Source organism: Nocardioides sp. FY1077 (genome assembly GCF_058681775.1).
Map to the genome: position 1 here is coordinate 43,751 of NZ_JBZWDB010000005.1, position 22,884 is coordinate 66,634.

Annotated in this window: 23 protein-coding genes; 16 read left to right on the forward strand and 7 right to left on the reverse strand. The window is 74.8% G+C overall.

The window, feature by feature from the left end:
- The first annotated feature begins 39 nt into the window (after positions 1-39).
- The 7 genes from AC4OR8_RS17285 (at position 40) to AC4OR8_RS17315 (ending at position 7,848) form a co-directional block, all read left to right on the forward strand.
- Positions 40-1,233: a hypothetical protein gene (locus tag AC4OR8_RS17285; protein WP_492166845.1), complete on the forward strand. Its 1,194-nt coding sequence runs from the start codon at positions 40-42 to the stop codon at positions 1,231-1,233.
- Positions 1,233-2,252 carry a glycosyltransferase family 2 protein gene (locus AC4OR8_RS17290; RefSeq protein WP_492166846.1) on the forward strand — a complete coding sequence of 340 codons (1,020 nt, stop codon included), beginning with the start codon at positions 1,233-1,235 and terminating at the stop codon, positions 2,250-2,252. Before AC4OR8_RS17285 ends, AC4OR8_RS17290 begins: the two co-directional genes overlap by 1 nt.
- Positions 2,253-2,341: 89 nt before the next feature.
- On the forward strand, positions 2,342-4,036 hold the full coding sequence (locus tag AC4OR8_RS17295) for a class I SAM-dependent methyltransferase (protein ID WP_492166847.1): 1,695 nt from the start codon (positions 2,342-2,344) through the stop codon (positions 4,034-4,036).
- Positions 4,033-4,329: a DUF6752 domain-containing protein gene (locus AC4OR8_RS17300; protein ID WP_492166848.1), complete on the forward strand. Its 297-nt coding sequence runs from the start codon at positions 4,033-4,035 to the stop codon at positions 4,327-4,329. The genes AC4OR8_RS17295 and AC4OR8_RS17300 overlap by 4 nt, the downstream gene beginning before the upstream one ends.
- Positions 4,326-5,468 (forward strand): hypothetical protein, encoded by a 1,143-nt coding sequence (locus AC4OR8_RS17305; protein ID WP_492166849.1) that lies wholly within the window; start codon positions 4,326-4,328, stop codon positions 5,466-5,468. Before AC4OR8_RS17300 ends, AC4OR8_RS17305 begins: the two co-directional genes overlap by 4 nt.
- Before the next feature lie 146 nt (positions 5,469-5,614).
- Positions 5,615-6,808, forward strand: coding sequence for an acyl-CoA dehydrogenase family protein (locus AC4OR8_RS17310; RefSeq protein WP_492167135.1), 1,194 nt, complete (start codon positions 5,615-5,617; stop codon positions 6,806-6,808).
- A 23-nt stretch (positions 6,809-6,831) separates the two neighbouring features.
- A complete protein-coding gene (locus AC4OR8_RS17315) occupies positions 6,832-7,848 on the forward strand; it encodes a hypothetical protein (protein ID WP_492166850.1) in 1,017 nt (338 codons plus the stop codon).
- A gap of 45 nt (positions 7,849-7,893) precedes the next feature.
- Here AC4OR8_RS17315 and AC4OR8_RS17320 read toward each other — a convergent pair whose 3' ends face one another.
- The gene (locus AC4OR8_RS17320) at positions 7,894-9,093 is read right to left on the reverse strand and encodes an endonuclease/exonuclease/phosphatase family protein (RefSeq protein ID WP_492166851.1); all 1,200 of its coding nucleotides are present in this window, start codon (positions 9,091-9,093) and stop codon (positions 7,894-7,896) included.
- Positions 9,094-9,251: 158 nt separating this feature from the next.
- Here AC4OR8_RS17320 and AC4OR8_RS17325 point away from each other — a divergent pair, with 158 nt between their 5' ends.
- From AC4OR8_RS17325 to AC4OR8_RS17335, 3 genes are all read left to right on the forward strand, one after another.
- Positions 9,252-9,788: a MaoC family dehydratase gene (locus tag AC4OR8_RS17325; RefSeq protein ID WP_492166852.1), complete on the forward strand. Its 537-nt coding sequence runs from the start codon at positions 9,252-9,254 to the stop codon at positions 9,786-9,788.
- Between the two features lie 32 nt (positions 9,789-9,820).
- Positions 9,821-10,375, forward strand: coding sequence for a histidine phosphatase family protein (locus tag AC4OR8_RS17330; protein ID WP_492166853.1), 555 nt, complete (start codon positions 9,821-9,823; stop codon positions 10,373-10,375).
- Between the two features lie 106 nt (positions 10,376-10,481).
- Positions 10,482-11,138 carry a DUF6758 family protein gene (locus AC4OR8_RS17335; RefSeq protein WP_492166854.1) on the forward strand — a complete coding sequence of 219 codons (657 nt, stop codon included), beginning with the start codon at positions 10,482-10,484 and terminating at the stop codon, positions 11,136-11,138.
- Between the two features lie 52 nt (positions 11,139-11,190).
- Here the strand turns inward: AC4OR8_RS17335 and AC4OR8_RS17340 are convergent, their stop codons facing one another.
- Complete coding sequence (locus AC4OR8_RS17340; RefSeq protein WP_492166855.1) at positions 11,191-12,471, reverse strand: YibE/F family protein; 1,281 nt, start codon at positions 12,469-12,471, stop codon at positions 11,191-11,193.
- 54 nt (positions 12,472-12,525) lie between these two features.
- On the opposite strand from AC4OR8_RS17340, the gene AC4OR8_RS17345 reads away from it, so the two are divergent.
- A complete protein-coding gene (locus AC4OR8_RS17345; protein ID WP_492166856.1) occupies positions 12,526-13,416 on the forward strand; it encodes a PHP domain-containing protein in 891 nt (296 codons plus the stop codon).
- Positions 13,417-13,985: 569 nt separating this feature from the next.
- Here the strand turns inward: AC4OR8_RS17345 and AC4OR8_RS17350 are convergent.
- On the reverse strand, positions 13,986-14,783 hold the full coding sequence (locus AC4OR8_RS17350; RefSeq protein ID WP_492166857.1) for an SDR family NAD(P)-dependent oxidoreductase: 798 nt from the start codon (positions 14,781-14,783) through the stop codon (positions 13,986-13,988).
- 63 nt (positions 14,784-14,846) lie between these two features.
- On the opposite strand from AC4OR8_RS17350, the gene AC4OR8_RS17355 reads away from it, so the two are divergent.
- Together AC4OR8_RS17355 and AC4OR8_RS17360 are read left to right on the forward strand one after the other, a co-directional pair.
- Positions 14,847-15,671, forward strand: coding sequence for a ParA family protein (locus tag AC4OR8_RS17355; protein ID WP_492166858.1), 825 nt, complete (start codon positions 14,847-14,849; stop codon positions 15,669-15,671).
- A 43-nt stretch (positions 15,672-15,714) separates the two neighbouring features.
- Positions 15,715-16,416 carry a L,D-transpeptidase gene (locus AC4OR8_RS17360; RefSeq protein WP_492166859.1) on the forward strand — a complete coding sequence of 234 codons (702 nt, stop codon included), beginning with the start codon at positions 15,715-15,717 and terminating at the stop codon, positions 16,414-16,416.
- A gap of 109 nt (positions 16,417-16,525) precedes the next feature.
- Here AC4OR8_RS17360 and AC4OR8_RS17365 read toward each other — a convergent pair whose 3' ends face one another.
- Entirely contained in the window at positions 16,526-18,088 is a 1,563-nt protein-coding gene (locus AC4OR8_RS17365; RefSeq protein ID WP_492166860.1) for a DEAD/DEAH box helicase, read from the reverse strand.
- A 176-nt stretch (positions 18,089-18,264) separates the two neighbouring features.
- On the opposite strand from AC4OR8_RS17365, the gene AC4OR8_RS17370 reads away from it, so the two are divergent.
- Positions 18,265-19,002: a ferritin-like fold-containing protein gene (locus AC4OR8_RS17370; protein ID WP_492166861.1), complete on the forward strand. Its 738-nt coding sequence runs from the start codon at positions 18,265-18,267 to the stop codon at positions 19,000-19,002.
- A gap of 24 nt (positions 19,003-19,026) precedes the next feature.
- Here AC4OR8_RS17370 and AC4OR8_RS17375 read toward each other — a convergent pair whose 3' ends face one another.
- The 3 genes from AC4OR8_RS17375 to AC4OR8_RS17385 form a co-directional block, all read right to left on the reverse strand.
- Positions 19,027-19,320: a hypothetical protein gene (locus tag AC4OR8_RS17375; protein ID WP_492166862.1), complete on the reverse strand. Its 294-nt coding sequence runs from the start codon at positions 19,318-19,320 to the stop codon at positions 19,027-19,029.
- A 103-nt stretch (positions 19,321-19,423) separates the two neighbouring features.
- On the reverse strand, positions 19,424-19,645 hold the full coding sequence (locus tag AC4OR8_RS17380; RefSeq protein ID WP_492166863.1) for a DUF3107 domain-containing protein: 222 nt from the start codon (positions 19,643-19,645) through the stop codon (positions 19,424-19,426).
- Between the two features lie 73 nt (positions 19,646-19,718).
- The gene (locus AC4OR8_RS17385; RefSeq protein WP_492167136.1) at positions 19,719-20,306 is read right to left on the reverse strand and encodes a TetR/AcrR family transcriptional regulator; all 588 of its coding nucleotides are present in this window, start codon (positions 20,304-20,306) and stop codon (positions 19,719-19,721) included.
- 297 nt (positions 20,307-20,603) lie between these two features.
- On the opposite strand from AC4OR8_RS17385, the gene moeZ reads away from it, so the two are divergent.
- Together moeZ and AC4OR8_RS17395 are read left to right on the forward strand one after the other, a co-directional pair.
- A complete protein-coding gene (gene moeZ, locus AC4OR8_RS17390) occupies positions 20,604-21,830 on the forward strand; it encodes an adenylyltransferase/sulfurtransferase MoeZ (protein WP_492166864.1) in 1,227 nt (408 codons plus the stop codon).
- Positions 21,831-21,999: 169 nt separating this feature from the next.
- Positions 22,000-22,881 carry a hypothetical protein gene (locus AC4OR8_RS17395; protein ID WP_492166865.1) on the forward strand — a complete coding sequence of 294 codons (882 nt, stop codon included), beginning with the start codon at positions 22,000-22,002 and terminating at the stop codon, positions 22,879-22,881.
- Positions 22,882-22,884 lie beyond the last annotated feature (3 nt).

Here is a 22,884-nt window from a genome sequence, read left to right on the forward strand (position 1 = left end):
GGCGCCCGCCACCCCACGACGCGGCGGAGGAGCGTGCCCATGGCCGAGCGCCTGGTCCTGCACATCGGATCGATGAAGTCCGGCACGAGCTTCGTGCAGAACGTCCTCGGCGTGCACCGCGAGCGGCTGGCCGAGCACGGTGTGCTGTTCGCGGGGGAGCGTTGGCGGGTGCAGGTCAAGGCGGTGCGCGAGCTCATCGAGCTCGGCGGCCCCGGCCAGGAGCCGGTGCCCGAGGACGGGTCGTGGGCGGCGGTGGCCGCCGACGTCAACGCCTGGCCCGGCACGGCCGTGATCTCGATGGAGTTCCTCGGCCCGCGCAGCGAGGACAAGATCCGCCAGCTGCTCGCGTCGTTCCCCGACACCCGCGTCGAGGCGGTGCTGACCTGCCGCGACCTGTCGCGCAACATCCCCGCGATGTGGCTGGAGTCGATGCAGAACGGCTCGTCGATCACCTGGCCCGACTACCTCGCCGCGGTGCGGGACCACGACGGCCGCTCCCCGGCGTCCCGCAACTTCTGGCGCCACCAGGACCTGCCGGCCATCGCCGCGCGGTGGGCCGGCGTCCTCGGTCGTGACCGAGTCACGATCCTCACCGTGCCGCCGTCCGGGGCCCCCAGCGACCTGCTGTGGCGCCGGTTCGCCGAGGTGCTCGGTGTCGACGCCGAGGGCTACGACCTCGACGTGCGCTCCAACCGCTCGATCGGCCCGGCCACGGCGATGGTGCTGCGCCGGCTCAACGAGAAGATGGTCGTGAACGGCGCCGTCCCCCCGGGCTACGACCGCTTCGTGAAGCACGCGCTCGCCAAGCGCGGCCTGGTGGCCCGCACCCCGCTCGAGCCCCGGCTCGGCCTCGACGAGCCGTGGGTGCGCACCGCCGGTGTCGACCAGCTCGAGCGGCTGCGGCGCGCGGGGCACCGCGTGGTCGGCGACCTCGACGAGCTGACCCCGGTCGTGGTGCCGGGGGTGCACACCGACCAGATCGCCGCCGAGGACCAGCTCGCCGCCGCCGTCGACGGCCTCGAGCTGGTGCTGCGGGAGTGGAGCCAGAGCGAGCGCAAGCAGCGCCGGGCGACCCGGCGCTCGGGTCGCGGTGGTGGTCGTGGTGGTGGTCGTGGTGGTGGTCGTGGTGGCGGTGGTGGTCGCGGCGGCCGCGGGCGCGGTCCCGCCGACGACACCGACGGCACCGGCGGCACCGACCGCGCCGACGGCACCGACCTCGGGGACGACGACTGATGGCGCTCCTGCGTCGACGCGGCGGCGACGCCACGTCCGAGCCACCCGCCGGGACGCCCGCGAGGAGCGAGAAGGCCGCGCGCACCGGTGCCGGACGCGCCGAGGAGCCCGAGGACCTCTCCCACCTGGTGTTCGCGCCGCCCGAGGGCGAGCTGCCGAGCGTCGCGGTGATGACCATGGCCCGCGACGAGGGCGCGATGCTCGGGCGCTGGGTGGGCCACTACGCCGCCCAGGTCGGGGCCGAGAACGTCTACGTCGTCGACGACCACTCCACCGACGGCTCCACCGACGCGCTGGCCGGCCCGGTGCTGCGCATCCCGACCCTGCGCAAGCGAGGCTTCGAGCCGTCGCGCATGGAGCTGATGGCCGGTCTGTCGGCCGGGCTGCTCGCGGCGTACGACGCCGTCGTGTTCTGCGACGCCGACGAGTTCCTGGTCGCCGATCCCGACGTGCACGCCTCCCTGCGTCACTTCGTCGCGGCCCGGCCGGACCGCCAGGCCGTGGGGGTCACCGCGCTGAACGTCGTGCACGACGCCGCCCGCGAGGGCGCCCTGCGCGACGACGAGCCCGTGCTCGGCCAGCGCCACCTCGCCAAGTTCGTGCCGCTGATGTGCAAGCCCAGCCTGAAGTGGGTGCCGGCCCGCTGGGCCCACGCCTCCCACGGGGTCGAGTGCCCCTTCGAGGTCGACCCCGAGCTGTGGATGTTCCACCTCAAGTTCGCCGACCGCGACCACCTCGCGCAGGCCGCGGCCAAGCGCCACGCCGCGTTCGCCGACGACGGCCGCGCCGCGCGCACCAGCTGGGAGCGCCCGGCCGACGAGATGGTCGACCTGCTCGACGAGATCACCGCCGACGTCGACCTCGAGACGGTGGAGCGGTTCCGGCCGCGACCGGCGCGCCTGGAGCGGATCGTGCAGCGCCAGGGCCGCATGTGGCGCGCCACCGGCGCCGGGCAGGTGCAGGCGATGCGCAACCAACCGCTGGTGCGGGTGCCGAAGCGCTTCCACGGACTGGTGTGACCGCACCGCGCCGGGCGGCGCCGGATGCCCCGCCGGCCGGGTCGGGGGCTGGTACGTTCGCGGCTCCAGGACACCCGAGGGGGGACGACGTGCGACGGCTTCCCGACGTCATCGACGTCGACAGTGCCGGGCTGCGGCTGAGCCGCAGTGACGACGTCCTGCTCGACGTGCACCTCGACGGTCGTCGCGTCTGGTCCTTCTGGACCGCTCGGGTGGCCGGGCGCCGCGTCCGCCGACCGGCCGCCGCCGACCCGGCGGTGCACGCCGCCGGGGACGCGGTCGCCGGCGCCACCGCGTCCGAGGGCGCCGGCGCGCCGCCCGACCTCGCCCAGGTCGTCGAGCCCCCGGTGGTCGTGGAGCCGGAGGTGGTGGTGCCGTGGCCGCGCGAGCTGGCCGAGGCGCTCACCGGGCCGGCCCGGCTGGAGGTGAGGGGCGAGGGCGAGGTGCTCTTCGACCGCGAGCTCGTCCTGGGGCCGCGACCCGAGCGGGTCGACCTCGTCGACCGCGCCGGGCGGCCCCTGGTGGTCGACAACCACGGGCGCCTCGCGGTGGCCTTCGGCGACCAGGACGACGAGTCCGTCGCCCCGCTGCTCGACGCCACCGAGCGCCTGCTCGGCGACCTCGAGGCCGCCGGGGTGGAGCCGTTCGTGGCCTACGGCACCCTGCTCGGCGCCGTGCGCGAGGGCACCTTCCTCGGCCACGACAACGACGTGGACCTGGCCTACCTGAGCCGTCACGACAACCCGGTCGACGTGATCCTGGAGTCCTACCGGGTGCAGCGCCACCTGATCCGAGCGGGCTACGACACCACCCGCTACAGCGGGGCCGGGTTCCGCGTCGACGCCGCCGTGCCCGACGGCACCCGCCGCACGATCGACGTGTTCGCCGGTGCGCTGTTCCAGCGCCACCTGATGCTGATGGGCGAGCTGCTGGTGCCCTACGAGCGCGACTCCGTGCTGCCCCGCTCGACCGTCACGCTGCGCGGGCGCATGCTGCCGGCGCCGGCCGATCCCGAGCGCCTGCTCGCCGCGACCTACGGCCCGCAGTGGCGGGTGCCGGACCCGGCGTTCGCGTTCCACCCGCCGGCGTCGACCACCCAGCGCCTCGACAGCTGGTTCCGCGGCACCCGCGCCGCGCGCAACCACTGGGACCGCCGCTACTCCGACGCGGTGCACCGCGGTCCGGTCCGCAAGCCGCACGACCTGGCCAAGCTGCTGCACCGCGAGGAGCCCGAGGGCTGCGAGGTGGTCGACGTCGGCTGCGGGCGCGGCCAGGACGCCGTCTGGCTGGCCAGGCAGGGCCACCAGGTGACCGGCCTCGACTTCTCGCCCAACGGCTTCGCCCGCCTGCAGGACCGTGCCCGGGAGTACGGCTGGAACGTCGACTTCGCCTCGATGAACCTGCTCGAGCTGCGCCAGGTGATGCTCTGGGGCGCGCGGCTCGCGCGGCGTCCCGGTCCCCGGGCGGTGCTGGCCCGCCACGTCGCCGACGCCACCAGCGACCGCGGCCGCCGCCACCTGTGGCGGCTGGCGGCGATGACGCTGGCCGACGGGGGACGGCTCTACGTCGACTTCCTGGTGCCGCCGTCGCGTCCGCCGCTGCCCTCGGAGCTGCTGCTGCACGGGGTGGCCCCCGAGGTCGTGCGCGCCGAGGCCGAGGCCCGGGGCGCCACCGTGCTCAGCCAGGAACCGGTGCGCGCCCTGCACACCGGACAGCCCGCGGCCGCCGTCGACGTCGACGACCCGCAGGAAGGATGCCGGATGGTGATGGAGTGGACGAGATGAGCACACCCGGGAGCCGCGGACCCGACGCGGGCGCCGAGCCCGCCGGTCTCGGTGAGCGCCTGCGCCGCAAGGTGCCGGGCGTCGTGGAGGCGGAGGGCGTGGCCGCCCAGGTCGACGGGCTGCGCGCCCGCGTGGTCGAGCTCGAGGAGGAGGTGGCCGAGCTGCGCCGCCTGAACCTGCGTGTCGCCGAGCTGACCGACGTCGTGCAGGAGCTGCTGCTGCCGCTGTCGTCCAGCGACCCCGCCCGGGCGCAGGAGGTGCTCGACCGGTACGACGCCGAGCTCGGCAGATGAGCCGGCGGGTCTTCCTGCACCTCGGCCTGCCCAAGACCGGCACCAGCTACCTGCAGGCCGGCTGGTGGTCCCACCGCGACCGCCTGCTCGCCGCCGGCGTGCTGCTGCCGGGGCGGGCCAAGCGCGACCACCTGCTGAGCTCGCTGGTGGTGCGCGACGACCCCGGCGTGCACCGGCGCGGCCCGGGCGCGGCACAGGCCTGGGACGTCGTGACCGCGCAGGTCGCGCAGCACGACGGCGACGCCCTGGTCTCCCACGAGTTCTTCTGCGCGGCGAGCGCAGAGCAGGCCCGCCGCGCGGTCGCCGACCTGTCCGCCGACGAGGTGCACCTGGTCGTCACGGCCCGTGAGCCGCTCGCGCTGTTCACGTCGAGCTGGCAGGAGCACCTGAAGAACCGCGGCACCACCCCGCTGGCCGACTACGGCCGCGGGGAGTCCGACGACCCCCGCGACGTCTGGGACTGGCGCGCGCTCGACCTCGGCCTGGTGCTCGCGCGCTGGGGACCGGCGGTGCCGCCCGAGCGGGTGCACGTGCTGCCGGTGCCGGGTCGTGACGAGCCCCGCGAGGAGCTGTGGCACCGGTTCGCCGCGGTGCTCGGCGTCGACCCGGACGTGGTCGACACCAGCGGGCAGTTCGCCAACTCCGGCATGGGTGTGGTCGAGGCCGAGACGCTGCGCCGGGTCAACGCCGCCCTCACCGGAGCCTGGAGCGCCGTCGATCGCGGCCGCTGGCTGCGCAGCTTCCTCGCCGACCAGCGGCTGGCCGCGCGCGGGGGCGAGCGGTTCTGGCCCGGCGACGACCAGGTGGCCGACTGCCGCGCCCGCGGCGAGCGGGCGGTGGCCGCGGTGCGCGAGGCCGGGTACGACGTGCGCGGCGACCTCGACTCGCTGCTCGTGCCGGCCGACCCCGGACGGCGGCGCCACCCCGACTCGGTCACCGACGCCGAGGTCGCGGCCGTGGCGGTCGACCTCGTCGCCGACCTGCTCGGCGAGCTGCGCGAGCGGGCCGACACCCCGGCCAGGCCCACCCTGTCGGCCGGGCCGGCCGCGGCCCCCACCACCGTTCCCGCCGCCACCACGGCCGACCGGGTCCGCTCGGTCGTGGGACGGGCCCGCAGGTCCCGGCGTCCCCCGGCCTGACCCGCCCGACCCGCACGCGACCGGCGTCCGGGCCGTGTGGTGTTTCCCACAGGGACCGGAGGCTACTCACGGGTTACTTTGGGGCCACGGTCGACGCCGCCTGCGTCGCCGGGCACGCCCAGACCCCGACGAAGGAGCGCGTGACGATGGCCCGCCTGTGCGAGACCGAGGGACTCACCGAGGACCAGTCCGAGATCCTGAAGGCGGTCCGCGCGTTCGTCGAGTCGGAGATCCTCCCGGTCGCCACCGAGCTCGAGCACGCCGACGAGTACCCCACCGAGATCGTCGAGGGCCTCAAGGAGCTCGGCGTCTTCGGGCTGATGATCCCCGAGGAGTACGGCGGGCTGGGGGAGTCGCTGCTCACCTACGCGCTGGTGGTCGAGGAGATCGCCCGCGGCTGGATGAGCGTCTCCGGCGTCATCAACACCCACTTCATCGTGGCGTACCTGCTGATGCACCACGGCACGGACGAGCAGAAGCAGAAGTACCTGCCGCGGATGGCCACCGGCGAGGTCCGCGGGTCGTTCTCCATGTCCGAGCCCGGGCTCGGCTCCGACGTCGCGGCGATCAAGACCAAGGCCGTGCGCACCGACGACGGCTACGAGATCACCGGCCAGAAGATGTGGCTGACCAACGGTGGGTCGTCGAACCTGGTGGCGGTGCTGGTGCGCACCGACGAGGGCGCCGAGTCGGTCTACAAGAACATGACGACGTTCCTGGTCGAGAAGGAGGCGGGCTTCGGGGAGACCGCCCAGGGCGTCACCATCCCCGGCAAGATCGACAAGATGGGCTACAAGGGCGTCGACACCACCGAGATGGTGCTCGAGGGCCACCGCATCTCCGCCGACCAGGTGCTGGGCGGCGAGCCCGGCAAGGGCTTCTACCAGATGATGGACGGCGTCGAGGTGGGCCGGGTCAACGTCGCGGCCCGCGCCACCGGTGTCGCCAACCGCGCCTTCGAGCTCGGCATCGCCTACGCCCAGCAGCGCGAGACCTTCGGCAAGCCGATCGCCCAGCACCAGGCCATCCTGTTCCGCCTCGCCGAGATGGCGACGAAGGTGGAGACCGCCCACGCGATGATGGTGAAGTCGGCGCGCCTGAAGGACAAGGGCGAGCGCAACGACGTCGAGGCCGGGATGGCCAAGTACCTCGCCGCGGAGTACTGCAACGAGGTCGTCGAGGCCTCGTTCCGCATCCACGGCGGCTACGGCTACTCCAAGGAGTACGAGATCGAGCGGCTCTACCGCGAGGCGGCGTTCCTGCTGATCGGCGAGGGCACCGCCGACATCCAGAAGATGATCATCGGTCGCTCGCTGCTGAAGGATTACCGGCTGCGCTGAGCCAGGGCCTAAGGTCTCGCGCCATGGCACACCGGGTCGTCCTGCACGTCGGGCTCATGAAGTCCGGTACGAGCTTCGTCCAGGGACTGCTGTTCGCCAACAAGCCGGCCCTGCTCGAGCAGGGGGTGCTGGTGCCCGGCGCCGGCTGGGGTCGCCAGGTGGCGGCGGTCAAGGACGTGCTCGCCGAGGGCCCCGGACGCCGGTGGGGCCGCCTCGTCGACGAGGTGGCCGCCCACGAGGGCACGGCCGTGGTGTCGATGGAGTTCCTCGGCCCGGCCCGCCCCGACCAGGTGCGGCGGGTCGTCGGGTCCTTCCCCGGCGCCGAGGTGGAGGTGGTCGTCACCGCCCGCGACCTGAACCGGTCGATCGCCTCGCTGTGGCAGGAGACCGTGCAGAACGGGCGCTCGTGGGGCTGGGACGAGTACGTCGCCGACGTGGCCGCCAAGGCTCCCGGCGCAGGCGCCGGCCGGCCCGACCGCGAGAGCGCCGGCGGCACCTTCTGGCGTCAGCAGCACCTGCCGCGCGTCGTGGACACCTGGGCCGCGACCGTGGGCCGCGACCGGGTGGTCGTGGTGACCGTGCCCGGCCCCGGCAGCCCGCGCGACGCCCTCACCACGCGCTTCGAGGAGGTGCTGGGCGCGGGGCTGCCGCAGCGCGACCCCGGTGACTCCGGCAACGCCTCGCTGGGGCTGACCTCCACGCTCGCGCTGCGCCGCGTCAACGAGCTGCTCGACGGCCGCGGCCTGCGGTTCCCGGCCGGGGCCCGGCTGCGCAAGCAGGTGCTGGCCAAGACCGTGCTGGCCGCCCGCCGGGGCGAGGAGCCGCGGCTGGGCCTGCCGGTGGCGCCGTGGGTGGTCGAGCAGTCGCAGCAGACGGTGGCGCTGCTGCAGCAGCAGGGCACCCGCCTCGTGGGCGCGTGGGCCGACCTCGACCCCGTCGACGTGCCGGGCGTGCACCCCGACAGCATCGACGCCGCCGCGGTGGGCGAGGCCGCCCTGGCCGGGCTCGCCGGCGTCCTCGCCGCGCAGATCGACGACTGACGCAGCGCCTCGCGCCGGCGTCATCGGTGCCGTCGGCGTACCGCCTCAGCAGTCGGAGGCGACGCCCTGCAGGCGGTACGTCGTGCGGACCGGGCGGTGGTCGGACAGCGTGGACGGCACCACCGAGGCGCCGACCGGGGTGATCGACTCACCAGCGTGCAGCAGGTAGTCGATGCGGCCGCGCAGGCCCACCGACGGGTGGGTGAAACCGGCCCCGGCGCCGACCCCCGGCCAGCTGTCGACCATGGTCGCGGCGAGCGTGCGCATCGGGGCAGAACCCGGGTGCGCGTTCATGTCGCCGCCGAGCACCGTGGGCAGCGGATCGGCCGCCATCACCCGGTTGATCGCCCGCACCTGCACCATCCGCGAGGGCTCCGAGCGGTTCTGCAGGTGGGTGCTGTAGACGCTCATCGCCACGCCGTCGACGTCGAGGGTGGCGTGCAGCAGGCCCCGCTGCTGCATGCCCCTGCCGACGAGGAACGGCAGCAGCCTGTTGCCCGACGACACGATCGGGTAGCGCGAGAGGATCGCGGTGCCGTACTGGCTGCCGTGGGCCCGGCGCACGTTGGCGCCGAAGGCGTGCTCCATGCCGAGCGCGGCGCCCAGGATGCGCGGCTGGTCGGTGCGCCCGCTGAACGCGCGACGGCGGTCGACCTCCTGGAGCAGCACGACGTCGGCGCCCGACGCGCGGATCGTGCGGGCGTAGTCGTCGAGCTGGACGCCCCGACCGCTCGCGAAGCCGGACTTGATGTTGTACGACAGCACGGTCACCGACCGGGTCACCGGCTCCGGGAGGCAGGTGGCCTGCTCGGTGCGGCGGGCCAGGTCGCCCCCGCCGCTCGGCACGTCGACGCCGGGGGTCGCGCTGCGCGGGCCGCGCCGGTCGCCGCTCCCGCCGCGCCGCTCGGTGCGCCGCTCGGCGCGGGCCTCACGGCGTTCGGCGCGGGTGGTCGGTGCGGCCTCCAGGGGCGCCGGTGACGGCGCCAGCTCCTGGCTCGGCGAGGCCGTCGGGCTCTCGGTCGACCCCACCGCGGACTCCACCGGCGCCAGCCCGGTGGCGGCGGTGTCGTCGCGCCCGCCGGTGAGCGACACCGCGAGCACGACGGCGAGCAGCACCAGCACGATCGGCACCACGGTCAACGCGGCGCGCGCGCCTCCGGGCCGGTGGTGCGGCCCCACCGGCGACGCGCCCGCGGGTGCCGGGACGGCACGCTCGGGCTGCGCAGGAGGCACGTCGGGGGTCACCGGGGAAGTGTAGGCAGACGTTCCTGCGCGGTGACGAAGCGCACGTGCGGGGCGGCTGCGCGGGGTCGGCGGCGTGCGCCACGATGGGCCCGCGTCCGCTCAGCGGCCGCAGCAGTCCGCACACCGACCACCGTCGCCCAGCCACGAGGAGCACCGCAATGCAGTTCGGCCGCAGCTACGAGGAGTTCGAGGTCGGGGCGACGTACAAGCACTGGCCCGGCAAGACCGTCACCGAGTACGACGACCACCTCTTCTGCCTGCTCACGATGAACCACCACCCGCTGCACCTCGACGCCAACTACGCCAAGGAGACCACGCAGTTCGCCAAGAACGTCGTGGTCGGCAACTACGTCTACTCCCTGCTGCTCGGCATGAGCGTCGCCGACGTCTCCGGCAAGGCGATCGCGAACCTCGAGGTGGAGTCGCTGCGCCACGTCGCCCCCACGTTCCACGGCGACACGCTGTACGGCGAGACCACCGTCCTGGCCAAGACCGAGTCGCGCAGCAAGGACGACCGGGGCGTGGTGCACGTCGAGACCATCGGCTACAACCAGGACGGCACCGTGGTGTGCATCTTCCGCCGCAAGGTCATGGTGCCGAAGGACAGCTACCTCCAGCAGCGCGGCGGTGAGCAGCCCGGGCGACCGGTGCCCCAGCCCGGCAAGCACTGGGCCGGGCCGGGTGCCCAGGCCTGAGGCCCGCCGCCGCGCCTGCGAGGATGGGCGGCATGGGTGAGCTGTGGCTGGTCCGGCACGGGCAGACCGAGTGGAGCAAGGTGGGTCGGCACACCTCGGTGACCGACCTGCCGCTGCTGCCGGAGGGCGAGGAGGTGGCAGCGTCGCTGCGCGACCGGCTCGCCCGCGACTTCGCGCTGGTGCTGACCAGCCCCCGCACCCGCGCGCGCCGCACCGCCGAGCTGGCCGGCTGGTCGTCGGCCGAGGTCGACGACGACCTGCAGGAGTGGGCGTACGGCGACTACGAGGGCGTCACCACCGCGACGATCCGCGAGAGCGTGCCCGGCTGGTCGGTGTGGACCCACCCGACACCGGGCGGGGAGAGCGCCGCCGAGGTCACCACCCGCCTCGACCGCGTCGTGGCGCGCGCCCGCGCCACCGACGGCGACACGCTGGTCTTCGCCCACGGCCACTCCCTGCGTGCGCTCGCCGCGCGGTGGCTCGACCTGCCGGTCGCCGACGGGCGGCTGCTGCGCCTGGACACCGCCACCGTGTCGGTGCTCGGCCACGAGCGCGACGTGCCCGTCGTGCTGCGCTGGAACTGCTGAGCCCGCCGCGACCGGCACGGCTGGGTCCGGCTCTGCCGCACCCCGGCTGCTGACCGGCTCGTGACCGGCTCTTGACGGGCCGGGCCCCGGGGGTCACCGTGTCTGCGTGCCGCTCGCCGCTGGTTGCCCGCGCTGCCCGGCGCCCGTCGCCCCGGCCCCGGGGAGCGCGGGCGAGGGCGGGTGGTCGTGCCCCGACCACGGTCCGACCCCTGCGCTGTGGCGTCCCTCGGAGGTCGGCTACGACGACTTCACCGAGCACCTCGACGCCGCCGCCGGCTTCCCGACGTACCTGCCCTGGCCGCTGAGCCCCGGCTGGTCGGTCACCGACTTCGCCACGGTCGCCACGGTCGGCCCCGCCGGGGCTGCGCGGGCGAGCCTCGCGTCGTGCTCGGGCACCAGCCCCGCCGACGGGCCGGTGGACCTCGTCGTGGTGGCCGAGGAGCCCGGCACCGGCCTGGGGGCGCGGGTGGCCGGCACCCGCCACGACGACCCCGGCCACGAGATCAGCACGGCGCCGCCGGTGGCGCGGGTGCGGGTGGAGCACCAGCAGGTCCCGCTGTGGGCGGTCTCCACGACTCCGGAGATCGGGGAGTGGGACCGCTCGGTGCTGGCCGGCGAGGCCGGCGGCCGCTGGCTGTGGGTGGTGGTGCGCCCCGCGTCGGCGCTGCTGCTGCTGAACGCCGACTGGCACCTGCGCGACGTCTCCACCGTCGGCCCCGCGCTGGTCGAGCTGCCGTTCGGCGGCCCCGGTCCGGCCTGGTGAGCCCGACGCCTGCGCCGGGTGTGCGCTCCGGCTGACCGGCCCGGCTCCGTGGCTAGGCGTCGTGGGACGCCGGCGGGGGCGTCGACCCGCCCACGGTGAGCGCCGCGACGGCGGTGGTGAGCGGCACGGCCAGCACCAGCCCGACCGCGCTGGCCAGGGTGCGCACCACCTCCACGCCGATCGACTCGTCGGCGAGCAGCTCGACGAGCGGACGGTCGTAGAGCGAGAGCAGCAGCAGCACCGCCAGGCCGGTGCCGGCGTAGGCGAACACGATCGTGTAGATCGTGGAGGCGATGTGGTCGCGCCCGATGCGCATGGCGCTGGTGAACAGCCGGCGGCGTCCGAGGTGGGGCGCCGCGGCGCGCAGCTCCCACACCGCGGAGGCCTGGGTGATGGTGACGTCGTTGAGCACCCCGAGCCCCGCGATGATCACCGCGCAGGCCAGCACCCCCTGGGTGTCCAGGGCGGGGGCGTAGCCGGCGAGCAGCTCGCCGGTCTCGTCGTTGATGCCCGACAGCCGTGCGGCCCCGACGGCCCACACCCCGAGCAGCGCGGTGGCGCCGATGCCGGCGAGCGTGCCGAGCAGGGCGGCGCTGGTGCGCAGCGACGGGCCGTGGGCGAGGTACAGGACGACGTACATGATCGCCGACGAGCCCACGGCCGCCACCGCCCAGCCCGACCCGCCGGCCAGCAGCGCCGGCAGCAGGAACTGCGCGATCACCACGGCGGCGAGCCCGAGCCCCACCAGCGCCAGCAGCCCGCGCAGGCGGGCCACCAGCGCCACCAGCACGACGAACGCCCCCGCCAGCAGCCCCAGCGGCAGGCGGCGCTCCACGCCGGCGAACCCGTAGCCCGGCCCGCCGGCGGCGGTGGTGGCCTCGTCGAGGCGGATCAGCCGCACCGTGTCGCCCGCGGTCAGCCCGGAGCGTCCGACGTACGGCGGGACGCCGAGCACGACCTCCTCGCCGTCGACGTCGGCGGTGAGGGTGTCGCAGTCCTCCGGCGGGGGCTCGCGCGAGCCCTGCTCGCCGTCGACGAGCACCGGGCACGACGGCCCGACCCCGACCACCGGGGCGCTCACGGTGGTCGTGCCGGCGCGCAGGAAGTCGACGTCGGCGGGCGCGTCGGCGGCCGAGGGCCACAGCACCACCAGCCCGACGACGGTGGCCACCGCGCCGAGCGCCAGCACCCCGAGCAGCGCCGCGCGGGCGCGCAGGCCGACCCCGACGTCGGGGGGCGGTCCGCCGTGCACGTGACCGTGCGCCCCGGTGGCGCCGGGCCCGCCGGGGACGCCGGAGCCGGCGGGGGAGCGGTCGGCCCGGTGGTTGCCCATGGCGGCATTGTGCCGGGAGCCGGGACCGGGGGTGCGCCCGCCTAGGCTGGGCGGGTGCGCATCGACCTCCACACCCACTCGCGCGCCAGCGACGGCACGCAGACGCCCGGCGAGCTGGTGCGCGCCGCCGCCGCGGCCGGGCTCGACGTCGTCGCGCTCACCGACCACGACACCGCCGAGGGCTGGGCGGAGGCCGAGCGCGTCGCCGAGGAGGTGGGCATCGGGCTGGTGCGCGGCATGGAGGTCAGCACCCGCCACGACGGCCAGTCGGTGCACCTGCTGGCCTACCTGCCCGACCCCACCTACCCGCCGCTGGCCGGCGCCCTGCAGCGGGTGCTCGACGGTCGCGCCTCGCGGGTGCCGGAGGTCGTCGCCCGGCTGAACGCGCTCGGCATCGAGCTCACCGAGGCCGACGTCGCGGCCGTCTCCGACGGCACCGCGGCCAGCGGACGACCCCACATCGCCGACGCGCTGGTCGCCCGCGGGGTCGTCGGCAACCGCGGCGAGGCGTTCACCCGCTTCCTCAACCCCGGGCGGCCCGCCTACGTCGACCGCTACGCCGCCCCGCTCGTCGACGTCGTCGACGCCGTGCGGGGCGCCGGCGGCGTCACCGTCATCGCCCACCCGTGGGGCCGCCGCCGCGACGAGCGGCCCGACGAATCCGCCCTCGCCGCGCTGGCCGAGCGCGGCCTGGCCGGGATCGAGGTCGACCACCAGGACCACGCTCCCGACGTGCGCCGCCGGCTGCGCGCCATCGCCGACAACCTCGGCCTGGTGGCCACCGGCTCCAGCGACCACCACGGCACCGGCAAGGTCGACCACGAGCTGGGCTGCAACACCACCGACCCCGCCCAGCTGAGCCGCCTGCTCGACCTCGCGGCCGCCGCGGCCGCTGCCTCCGGTCGGCAGACCCCCCAGGCGCTGCACCTGCCCGCCGGGCTCTGACGCCCCTGCCCGGGCTCGCCGCTGCGCCTTGGTCGTGGGTCGGCGGGTGGGTCGTGTGCCTGGTGGCGCGCCTGGACGCGTCGCGGGGCACACGACCCGGGTGGTCGACCTGGCCGGGTGGTCGACCGGGCTGGATGGCGGTCCGCGGGGTGGGTAGGTGGGTCGTGTGCCTGGTGGCGCTCCTGGACGGGTCGCGGGGCACACGACCCGGGTGGTCGACCTGGCCGGGTGGCGATCCGCGGGGTCGGTTGGCGGGTCGTGTGCCTGGCGGCGCGCCTGGACGCGTCGCGGGGCACACGACCCGGGTGGTCGGCCTGGCCGGGTGGCGATCCGCGGGGTCAGTTGGCGGGTCGTGTGCCTGGCGGCGCGCTCGGACGCGTCCTGGGGCACACGACCCGGGTGGTCGCACCGGGCCGAGGGCGGTCCTGGGTCGGCGGCGGGTCGTGTGCCTGACGCCGCGGCGGAGCGCGTCCTGGAGCACACGACCCCCCAGTCCCGGGGCAGATCCCCGGGGCAGCCCTCCGGGGGACCGACGGGCCGGCAGAACCACGCCGCCGGCGCAAGAGCCCCTAGCGCCCCAGGCCCTGGAGGCGCTGCAGCACGCCGCTGGGCACGACCCGGGCGACGGCGGTGATGGCCTTGTACTGCGCGCTCGGCACCGACAGGGTGCGGCCGCGGTCGTAGTCGGCGAGCGCGTCGCGCACCAGCCGGTCGGCCTCGAGCCACAGGAAGTCGGGGGCGGAGCCGCGGCCGACGTCCATCCGCTCGTGGAACTCGGTGCGCACGAACCCCGGGCACAGCGTCATCACCCGCACGCCGCGGTCGGCGTACTCGGTGGCCGCCCAGGCCCCGAACTGGTTGACCCACGCCTTGGCCGCCGAGTAGGTGCCGCGGGGGAGGAACGCCGCCACGCTGGACACGTTGACCACCCCGCCGTGACCGCGCTCGGCCATCGGCCCGAGCGCGGCGTGGCTGAGGCGCAGCACCGCGGTGACCAGGACGTCGAGCATCGCGGTCTCGGCGTCGGCGGAGTTGTCGAGGAAGCGGTCCTTGAGGCCGAAGCCGGCGTTGTTCACCAGCAGGTCGACGGGGCGGTGGGGGTCGGCCAGCCGCTCCTCGACGCGCCGCAGCTGCTCGCGGTCGGCGAGGTCGGCGACGAGCACCTCCACCTGACCGCCCCAGGTCGACCGCAGCGCCGCGGCGGTGGTCTCCAGGCGGGCCGCGTCGCGGGCGACGAGCACCAGGTCGTGGCCGCGCTCGGCCAGCTGCTGGGCGAACGCGTGGCCGATGCCGGCGGTGGGTCCGGTGACGAGTGCGGTGGGGCGGCGGTCGGCGGGGCCGGTGGGTCCGGGGGAGGAGGTGGACATGGCCTCAGTACAGCAGGCGAGCGTCCGCGACGCGGGCGACCCGGTCCGGCATGATGGGCGGCGATGACCACGACACTCGCGATCGCCAACCAGAAGGGCGGCGTCGCCAAGACCACCTCGGTGGCCTCCATCGGGGCGGCCCTGGCCGAGCTCGGTCACGCGGTGCTGCTGGTCGACCTCGATCCGCAGGCGTGCCTCACGTTCTCCCTCGGCATCGACCCCGAGGACCTCGGCGAGTCGGTGCACCAGGTGCTCACCGCCGGCCTGGCGCCGCGGGAGGTGGTGGTCGAGACCGACGACGGCGTCGACCTCGTGCCCGCCACCATCGAGCTGGCGCGTGCCGAGACCGACCTGCTCACCCGCACCGGGCGCGAGTACGTCGTGCGCGCGATGGTCGAGGACCTCGCCGCCGACGGCACGGCGTACGACTGGGTGCTGCTCGACTGCCCGCCGTCGTTGGGTGTGCTCACCGTCGCGGCGCTGACCGCCGCCGACGGCGTGCTCGTGCCGCTGCAGTGTGAGACGCTGTCGCACCGCGGCGTGGGACAGCTGCTCGACACCGTGCACGACGTGCGGCGCTTCACCAACCGCGACCTCGAGGTGTGGGGCGTGCTGCCGACGCTGTTCGACGGGCGCACCACCCACGCCCGCACCGTGCTCGAGACCATCTCGTCGACCTACGACCTCGAGGTCGTCGAGCCGCCGATCCCGAAGACCATCAAGTTCGCCGAGGCCCCGGCGGCCGGGCGGTCCATCCTCGCCACGAGCCGCTCCAGCAAGGGTGCCCGGGCCTACCGCGAGGTCGCCGCCTCCCTCGTCGCCCGCCGTGACCGCGGCGCCCAGGACGCCCGGCCGCCGGCCGCGCCGACCGCGACGCAGGGGGCCTGACGTGGGCAGCCACCGGCGCGAGGTGCGCCCACGCTACGGACGGGTGGCCGTCCTGGTCGCCTCCGCCGCCGTCACCGTGGTCGCCGTGCTCGGCGGCACCGGCGTGATCACCGCCGAGCGTGACGCCGCCGTCGCGGAGGCCGTCGACCCGGCCGGTGCGCCGGTCGCCGACCCCACGCCCTCCACCGGCGCCGCCGGCGCCGCCGGCGATGGGGTGGTCACCGCCCCCGAGGCCTCGGGCTCCCCGTCCGTCGACCCCGAGGCCGACCCCGAGACCGGTCCAGGCTCCGACCCCGAGACCGACCCCGCGACAGGCGCGGAGGTGACCGAGATCGACGACGCGCTCCCGGCACGGTCGGGCACCGGGCGTCGGGTCGTGTTCAGCGAGAGCCGGCAGCGGGTGTGGCTGGTGGCGGCGTCGGGCCGCGTGGCGTCGACGTACCCGGTGTCGGGCAGCCTCACCGACAACCTCGACCCCGGCACGTTCGAGGTGTGGTCGCGCTCCGAGGACGCCATCGGCATCGACGACTCCGGCACCATGAAGTGGTTCGTGCGGTTCACCCAGGGCCCCAGCGGCGCGGCCATCGGCTTCCACGACATCCCCGTCGACGACGGCGAGAAGGTGCAGAGCGTGGCGCAGCTCGGCACCCCGCAGTCGCACGGTTGTATCCGGCAGCGCCGCGCCGACGCCAAGGTGCTGTGGGACTTCGCCCCGCTCGGCACCACGGTCGTCGTCACCGCCTGACCTGCCCCGGGCGCCTCGCGTCCGCTCAGTCGCCGCCGCAGGCCCCGCCGACGCACGACGGCCCGCCCGGGTGACCGGGCGGGCCGTCGTGGCGTGCGGGTGGAACGGGTCAGGCGGTCTCGGCCGCGGCGGCGGGGGCGCTGCCCTCGGCGCCGCCCTCGCCCGCACCGCTGGAACGGCGGCGACGGCGACGGCGGTTGGGGTTCGTCCCGGTCTCGCCGCCGTCGGCGGTGACGGCCGTCGTGGTCGGGGTCTCCGGGCCCGTGCTGGGCGCGGCCCCGCCGTCGGTGGTGCGGCTGCGGGAGCGGTTGCGCGCGGGGCGGTCGCCGCCCCCACGACGCTCGCCACCGGCACCGCCGGCGCTGCTGCCGCTGCTGCCGCCGCGACCGCCGCCGCGGCGCTCGCCACCGCGCTCGGAGCGGTCCTCGCGCGGCTTGCGCTCCACCGGCGCCGGGTCGACGATGCGGCCCTTGGTGCCGGTGGGGATGCCGAGGTCGGTGTAGAGGTGCGGGGAGGTGGAGTAGGTCTCGGCCGGCTCGGGGAAGGGCAGGTCGAGCGCGGTGTTGATCATCTTCCAACGGTTGAGGTCGGCCCAGTCGACGAACGTGATCGCGGTGCCGGTGGCCCCGGCGCGACCGGTGCGGCCGATGCGGTGCACGTAGGTCTTGTCGTCCTCGGGGCAGGTGTAGTTGATGACGTGGCTGACGCCGCGCACGTCGATGCCGCGGGCCGCGACGTCGGTGGCGACGAGCACCCGGATCTTGTCCTCGCGGAACTTCGCCAGCGCCTTCTCGCGCGCCACCTGGGCCATGTCGCCGTGCAGGGGGCTGGCGCTGAAGCCGCGCTCGGCGAGGTCGTCGGCGATGCGCTGCGACTGCCGCTTGGTGCGGGTGAACACGATGATCTTCTCGGCGTCGTCGGCCTGCAGGACGCGGCCGATGATCTCGGGCTTGTCGAGGTCGTGGGCCTGGTAGATGAACTGCGCGGTGGCCGGCACCAGCGTGGTGTCGTACGACGACTCGGCGCGGATGTTCATCGGGTGGCGCATGTGCATGCGGGCCAGCGTCACGATCGCCGAGGGCATCGTGGCCGAGAACAGCATGGTCTGGCGGGTCTCCGGCGTCATCCGCAGGATGCGCTCCACGTCGGGCAGGAAGCCCAGGTCGAGCATCTCGTCGGCCTCGTCGAGCACGAGCGCGTGCACGTGGGAGAGGTCGAGGGCGCGGCGGTTGGCGAGGTCGATCAGGCGCCCGGGGGTGCCGACGACGATGTCCACGCCCGACTCGAGGGTCTCGAGCTGGGTGTCGTAGCCGACGCCGCCGTACACGGTGAGCACGCGCAGGCCGACGTCCTTGCTGGCCAGCGCGAGGTCGCTGGAGACCTGCAGCGCGAGCTCGCGCGTGGGGGCGACGATCAGGGCCTGCGGCTTGCCCTGCGGGAGGTCGGCGTACGCCGGGTCGCTCGGCGCGATGCTGCGCTGGAGGACCGGGATGCCGAAGGCGAGGGTCTTGCCGGTGCCCGTGCGGGCCTGGCCGATCAGGTCGGTGCCCAGGAGGGCCACCGACAGCGTCATCTCCTGGATGGCGAAGGGGGTGGTGATGCCGGCGCGCTCGAGCGCGTCGCAGATGTCGGGGAGGACCCCGAGCTCTCGGAACGTGGTCAGTGGTCTCATCGCTTTCGTGAGCCCGGCGCGCTGGTGGGCCGGGAGTCCGGATGCGGCGGACTCGTCGGGCGCTGCACCCGCGGTGCAGGAGAGCTCTCGACAGCGTCAGCCGCGCACATACGTGGGGGCCGCCACCGCCGTACGGGCGCGACGCCCTGCCCCGAGGGTATCGGTAGGGTGCCCGCATGGCCCCATCGACAGACCCCGTGGCGCCCGTGTCGGTCGAGGTCACGGGGCAGGACGACCGCCCGCTGGCCCTCGACGACCCGGCCTACCGCGACGCCGTGGTCGACCTGCTGGGCGCCATCGCGTACGGCGAGCTGTCGGCCTTCGAGCGGCTCGCGGAGGACGCCAAGCTCGCCCCCCGCCTCGAGGACAAGGTGGCGGTGGCCGGCAAGGCCGCCGCCGAGCTGGCCCGCGTCGCGCCCCTGCACGAGCGCATCGCCGAGCTCGGGGTCGACCCGTTCGTGGCGATGGCGCCGTTCCAGGAGCCGATCGAGACCTTCCACGAGCACACCGCGCCGGCCGACTGGTACGAGGGCCTGGTCAAGGCGTTCGTCGGCGACGGCCTCGCCGACGACTTCTACCGCGAGGTGGCGGCCTTCCTCGACACCGAGACCCGCGACCTGGTGCTGGCCTCGCTGGAGGAGACCGGGCACTCCGCGTTCGTCGTCGACCGGGTGCGCAGCGCCATCGCCGCCGACCCGCGCCTGGGTGGGCGCCTGGCCCTGTGGGGCCGCCGGCTGATGGGGGAGGCGCTGATCCAGGCCCAGCGGGTGGCCGCCGAGCGCGACGCGATGTCGTCGCTGCTGGCCGGTGGCGCCGACCGGCCCGGTCTCGACCTCGCCGCGATCGGCCGGATGTTCACCCGGCTCACCGACCGCCACGCGGCGCGGATGGCCGAGCTGGGCCTCGAGAGCTAGGGCTGCGGAGCCGGGCCTGGGTGGCTAGACCCGCTGCCGCACGCGGTCGCGACCGAGCGCGGTCACCACGGCGAGCACCACCAGCAGCGCACCGAGCAGCTGCCAGGCGTGGCGCCACCAGTCGACGCCGGTGAGGCGGCGCTCGAAGAAGACGCCGTGCACGAGGGTGGCGGCCACCACGCCGACCACGCCGGCGAGCACAGTGACCCAGAGCGGCACCTCGTCGCGGTCACCGGGCGCGAGCCACTTGCCGACCAGGCCGACGACGGTGCCGCCGACCAGCGCCCAGAGGATCGCGCTCACGTCCACGACGCTCATGCTCCCCCCTGGGGCGCCGACGGTGCAACGTCCCGACCACGCCGGTCACCCCGGCCGCCCGGGTCGACCTGGTGGCCCGGGCCGGCCGATGGCGGGGCGGTGCTCAGCTGCGGAAGCCGACCGTGCCGGAGACGCTGTTGCCGAGCTCGACGTAGGCGATCTTGGCGGCCGGCACGATCACCCGGCGGCCCTTGCTGTCGGTGAGGGTGACGACCCCGCCCTTCTCCACGGCGTCGGCGACGGTCGCGGCGACGGCGTCGGCGCTCTCGTCGGTCTCCACGACCAGCTCACGGGCAGCCTGCTGGATGCCGATCTTGACCTCCACGGGTCCTCCTTGGTTCGTCGTGCGGTGGGTGTCCGCACCGGCGGTGCGGACGACGTGCGGGGGAGCCGACCCGTCAGGCCTCGTCGGCCTTGGGGTAGCCGCGGATGCCCCGCCAGGCGAGCCCGGCGACCAGCGCCGCGGCGTCGGGCCGGTTGATGCCACCGGCCTCGGTGAGCCAGAACCGAGCGCTGACCTGGGCCATTCCCACCAGCGAGACCGCGAGCAGCCGCGAGGCGGGGTCGGGCAGGGCGGTGTCGTCGCGGATGACCTCCGCGATCAGGGCGGCGCACTCGCTGGTGACACGGTCGACGTGCTCGCGCACCGCGGGCTCGTTGGTGAGGTCGGACTCGAAGACCAGGCGGAACGCGCCGGTCTCGAGGGCGACGTACTCGAAGAAGACGTCGATGGCCGCGGCCACCCGCTGCTTGTTGTCCTGGGTGCTCAGCAGCGCCTGGCGGCAGTTGTCGATGATCGCGTCGCAGGAGGCGTCGAGCAGCGCGAGGTAGAGGTCGAGCTTGCCGGGGAAGTGCTGGTAGAGCACCGGCTTGGAGACGCCGGCACGCTCGGCGATGTCGTCCATCGCGGCGGCGTGGTAGCCCTGGGCGACGAACACCTCGAGGGCCGACTCCAGCAGCTGGGCGCGTCGCTCGCGCCGCGGCATCCGCCCGCCGCGCGGCCGGGAGGAGTCGCGCACCTCGTCCGCGGCCGTGTCGTCGGCGGCGCCCTGCACGCTCACCGCGTCACGGGGGTACTGACCTGCGGTCACGCTGGACTCCTCGGCTCGGCTCCGCTGCCGTCACCGGCGGCGCAGGCCGCGATGCTACCGGGTGGTCACCGGGGTCCGGATGACGGGACGTGGCGGGCCCGGCGCGACGACGACGGCGACGATGACCGGGAACACCACCGGCCCCGACGGCGTTGACCCCGGGACCACCACCTGACCGTCCGAGGAGCCCCTGTGTCCTTCCCAGCACTCGTGGAGCCGGCCCCCGAGCTGACCATCGACGAGGTCCGCCGCTACAGCCGTCACCTGATCATCCCCGACGTGGGGATGGCGGGGCAGAAGCGCCTGAAGAACGCCAAGGTGCTCGTCATCGGCGCCGGCGGGCTGGGCAGCCCGGCCCTGCTCTACCTCGCCGCCGCCGGCGTCGGCACGCTCGGCATCGCGGAGTTCGACGAGGTCGACGAGTCGAACCTGCAGCGCCAGATCATCCACGGCCAGTCCGACATCGGCCGCCCCAAGGCCGACTCGGCGCGCGACGCGATCAAGGAGGCCAACCCGTACGTCGAGGTGGTCGTCCACCCCGAGCGTCTCGACAACGACAACGTGATGTCGGTCTTCGAGGGCTACGACCTCATCGTCGACGGCACCGACAACTTCGCGACGCGCTACATGGTCAACGACGCGGCGTACTTCCTGAAGATCCCCTACGTGTGGGGCTCGATCTACCGCTTCGACGGCCAGGCCTCGGTGTTCTGGCCGCACGCCGAGCTCGAGGACGGCACCAGCGCCGAGGCGCCCTGCTACCGCTGCCTCTACCCCGAGCCCCCGCCGCCGGGCATGGTGCCGAGCTGCGCCGAGGGCGGCGTGCTGGGCGTGCTGTGCGCCTCGATCGGCTCCATCCAGGTCAACGAGGCCATCAAGGTGCTCACCGGCATCGGTGACCCGGCCGTCGGCAAGCTCGTGATCTACGACGCCCTCGAGCTGGAGTGGCGCAAGCTGAAGGTGCGCAAGGACCCCGACTGCGCGCTGTGCGGCGACCACCCGAGCGTCACCGGCCTGATCGACTACGAGGCGTTCTGCGGGGCGATCTCCGACGAGGCCGCCGACGCCGCCGCCGGGTCGACGATCTCGGTCGTCCAGCTCGAGCACATGCTCAAGGAGCGCGAGGAGGGCACCCGCGACTTCGTCCTCGTCGACGTCCGCGAGCCCAACGAGTTCGAGATCAACCGGATCCCCGGCTCGGTGCTGATCCCCAAGGGCGACTTCCTCAACGGCTCGGCGCTCGCGCAGCTCCCCGCCGTCGACACCGGCACGCAGGTGGTCATGCACTGCAAGTCCGGCGTCCGCTCGGCCGAGACCCTGGCGATCGTCAAGGGCGCGGGCTACGGCGACGCCGTGCACGTCGGCGGCGGCGTGGTGGCCTGGGTCAACCAGGTCGACCCCAGCCAGCCGTCGTACTGACCCACCTGCTCCACCCGCACGGCGCCCGCCCCGGTCAGGGGCGGGCGCCGTCGTGCGCCGTGGGGTGTCGGCGTAGCCCGGGCGGGCCACGGTCGTTGGACGAGCGACCCGACCGTGTCGGGCGTCACGTGGGCGCCCGACCCGACCGACCACAGGAGGCACCCGCCCGATGAGGACCCGCACCCGCCGCACCGCCGTCGCCACGCTGGCGACCACCGCCCTCGGCACCGCCCTGGCCGCCACCGCAGCGACCACGCCCGCCACGGCCGCCGACGGGGCACGCTTCGCCCCCGCCGACCAGGCCACGATCACCCCTGGCACGCAGATGTACACCGAGGGCGCCCAGTGCACCTCGAACTTCGTCTTCGACGACGCCGCCGGCAACGTGTACGTCGGCTACGCCGCGCACTGCGCCGGCACCGGCGCGGCCACCGACACCGACGGCTGCCTCGCCGACTCGCTGCCGCTCGGCACCCGCGTCACCTTCAACGAGGGCGGCAGCCTGCTCGGCGAGGGCACCCGCCTGGGCGCCGGCACCCTCGTCTACTCCTCCTGGGCCACGATGGACGAGGTCGGCACCACCGACGCGAACACCTGCGCCTACAACGACTTCGCGCTGGTGCAGGTCGACGCCGCCGACGTGGGCGAGGTCAACCCGTCCGTCCCCTTCTGGGGCGGCCCCACCGGCATCGACACCGACGGCACCACCGCAGGGGAGCGCGTGTACTCCTACGGCAACTCCAGCCTGCGCGCCGGCGTCGAGCTGCTCTCGCCCAAGACCGGCAGCAGCCTCGGCGACTCCGCCGCCGACGGCGGCTGGTCGCACCCGCTCTACACGGTGACCCCGGGGGTGCCCGGCGACTCCGGCTCGGCGTTCGTCGACGCCGACGGGGAGGCCATCGGCACCCTGTCGACCCTCGGCCTGGCGCCGCTGCCGGCCTCGAACAACATCGGCGACCTGGCCAGGGAGCTGGCGTTCGCCCAGCAGCACTCCGGCATCGAGGGCCTCGACCTGGTGCTCGGCACCGAGCCGTTCTCGCCGGTGCTCTGATCC

Coding starts and splice junctions, on each gene's coding strand:
- AC4OR8_RS17285 (WP_492166845.1), top strand. CDS start 40: ATGGCCGAGCGCCTGGTCCTGCACATCGGATCGATGAAGTCCGGCACG.
- AC4OR8_RS17290 (WP_492166846.1), top strand. CDS start 1,233: ATGGCGCTCCTGCGTCGACGCGGCGGCGACGCCACGTCCGAGCCACCC.
- AC4OR8_RS17300 (WP_492166848.1), top strand. CDS start 4,033: ATGAGCACACCCGGGAGCCGCGGACCCGACGCGGGCGCCGAGCCCGCC.
- AC4OR8_RS17305 (WP_492166849.1), top strand. CDS start 4,326: ATGAGCCGGCGGGTCTTCCTGCACCTCGGCCTGCCCAAGACCGGCACC.
- AC4OR8_RS17310 (WP_492167135.1), top strand. CDS start 5,615: ATGGCCCGCCTGTGCGAGACCGAGGGACTCACCGAGGACCAGTCCGAG.
- AC4OR8_RS17315 (WP_492166850.1), top strand. CDS start 6,832: ATGGCACACCGGGTCGTCCTGCACGTCGGGCTCATGAAGTCCGGTACG.
- AC4OR8_RS17325 (WP_492166852.1), top strand. CDS start 9,252: ATGCAGTTCGGCCGCAGCTACGAGGAGTTCGAGGTCGGGGCGACGTAC.
- AC4OR8_RS17330 (WP_492166853.1), top strand. CDS start 9,821: ATGGGTGAGCTGTGGCTGGTCCGGCACGGGCAGACCGAGTGGAGCAAG.
- AC4OR8_RS17340 (WP_492166855.1), bottom strand. CDS start 12,471: ATGGGCAACCACCGGGCCGACCGCTCCCCCGCCGGCTCCGGCGTCCCC.
- AC4OR8_RS17350 (WP_492166857.1), bottom strand. CDS start 14,783: ATGTCCACCTCCTCCCCCGGACCCACCGGCCCCGCCGACCGCCGCCCC.
- AC4OR8_RS17355 (WP_492166858.1), top strand. CDS start 14,847: ATGACCACGACACTCGCGATCGCCAACCAGAAGGGCGGCGTCGCCAAG.
- AC4OR8_RS17365 (WP_492166860.1), bottom strand. CDS start 18,088: ATGAGACCACTGACCACGTTCCGAGAGCTCGGGGTCCTCCCCGACATC.
- AC4OR8_RS17370 (WP_492166861.1), top strand. CDS start 18,265: ATGGCCCCATCGACAGACCCCGTGGCGCCCGTGTCGGTCGAGGTCACG.
- AC4OR8_RS17375 (WP_492166862.1), bottom strand. CDS start 19,320: ATGAGCGTCGTGGACGTGAGCGCGATCCTCTGGGCGCTGGTCGGCGGC.
- AC4OR8_RS17385 (WP_492167136.1), bottom strand. CDS start 20,306: ATGCCGCGGCGCGAGCGACGCGCCCAGCTGCTGGAGTCGGCCCTCGAG.
- AC4OR8_RS17395 (WP_492166865.1), top strand. CDS start 22,000: ATGAGGACCCGCACCCGCCGCACCGCCGTCGCCACGCTGGCGACCACC.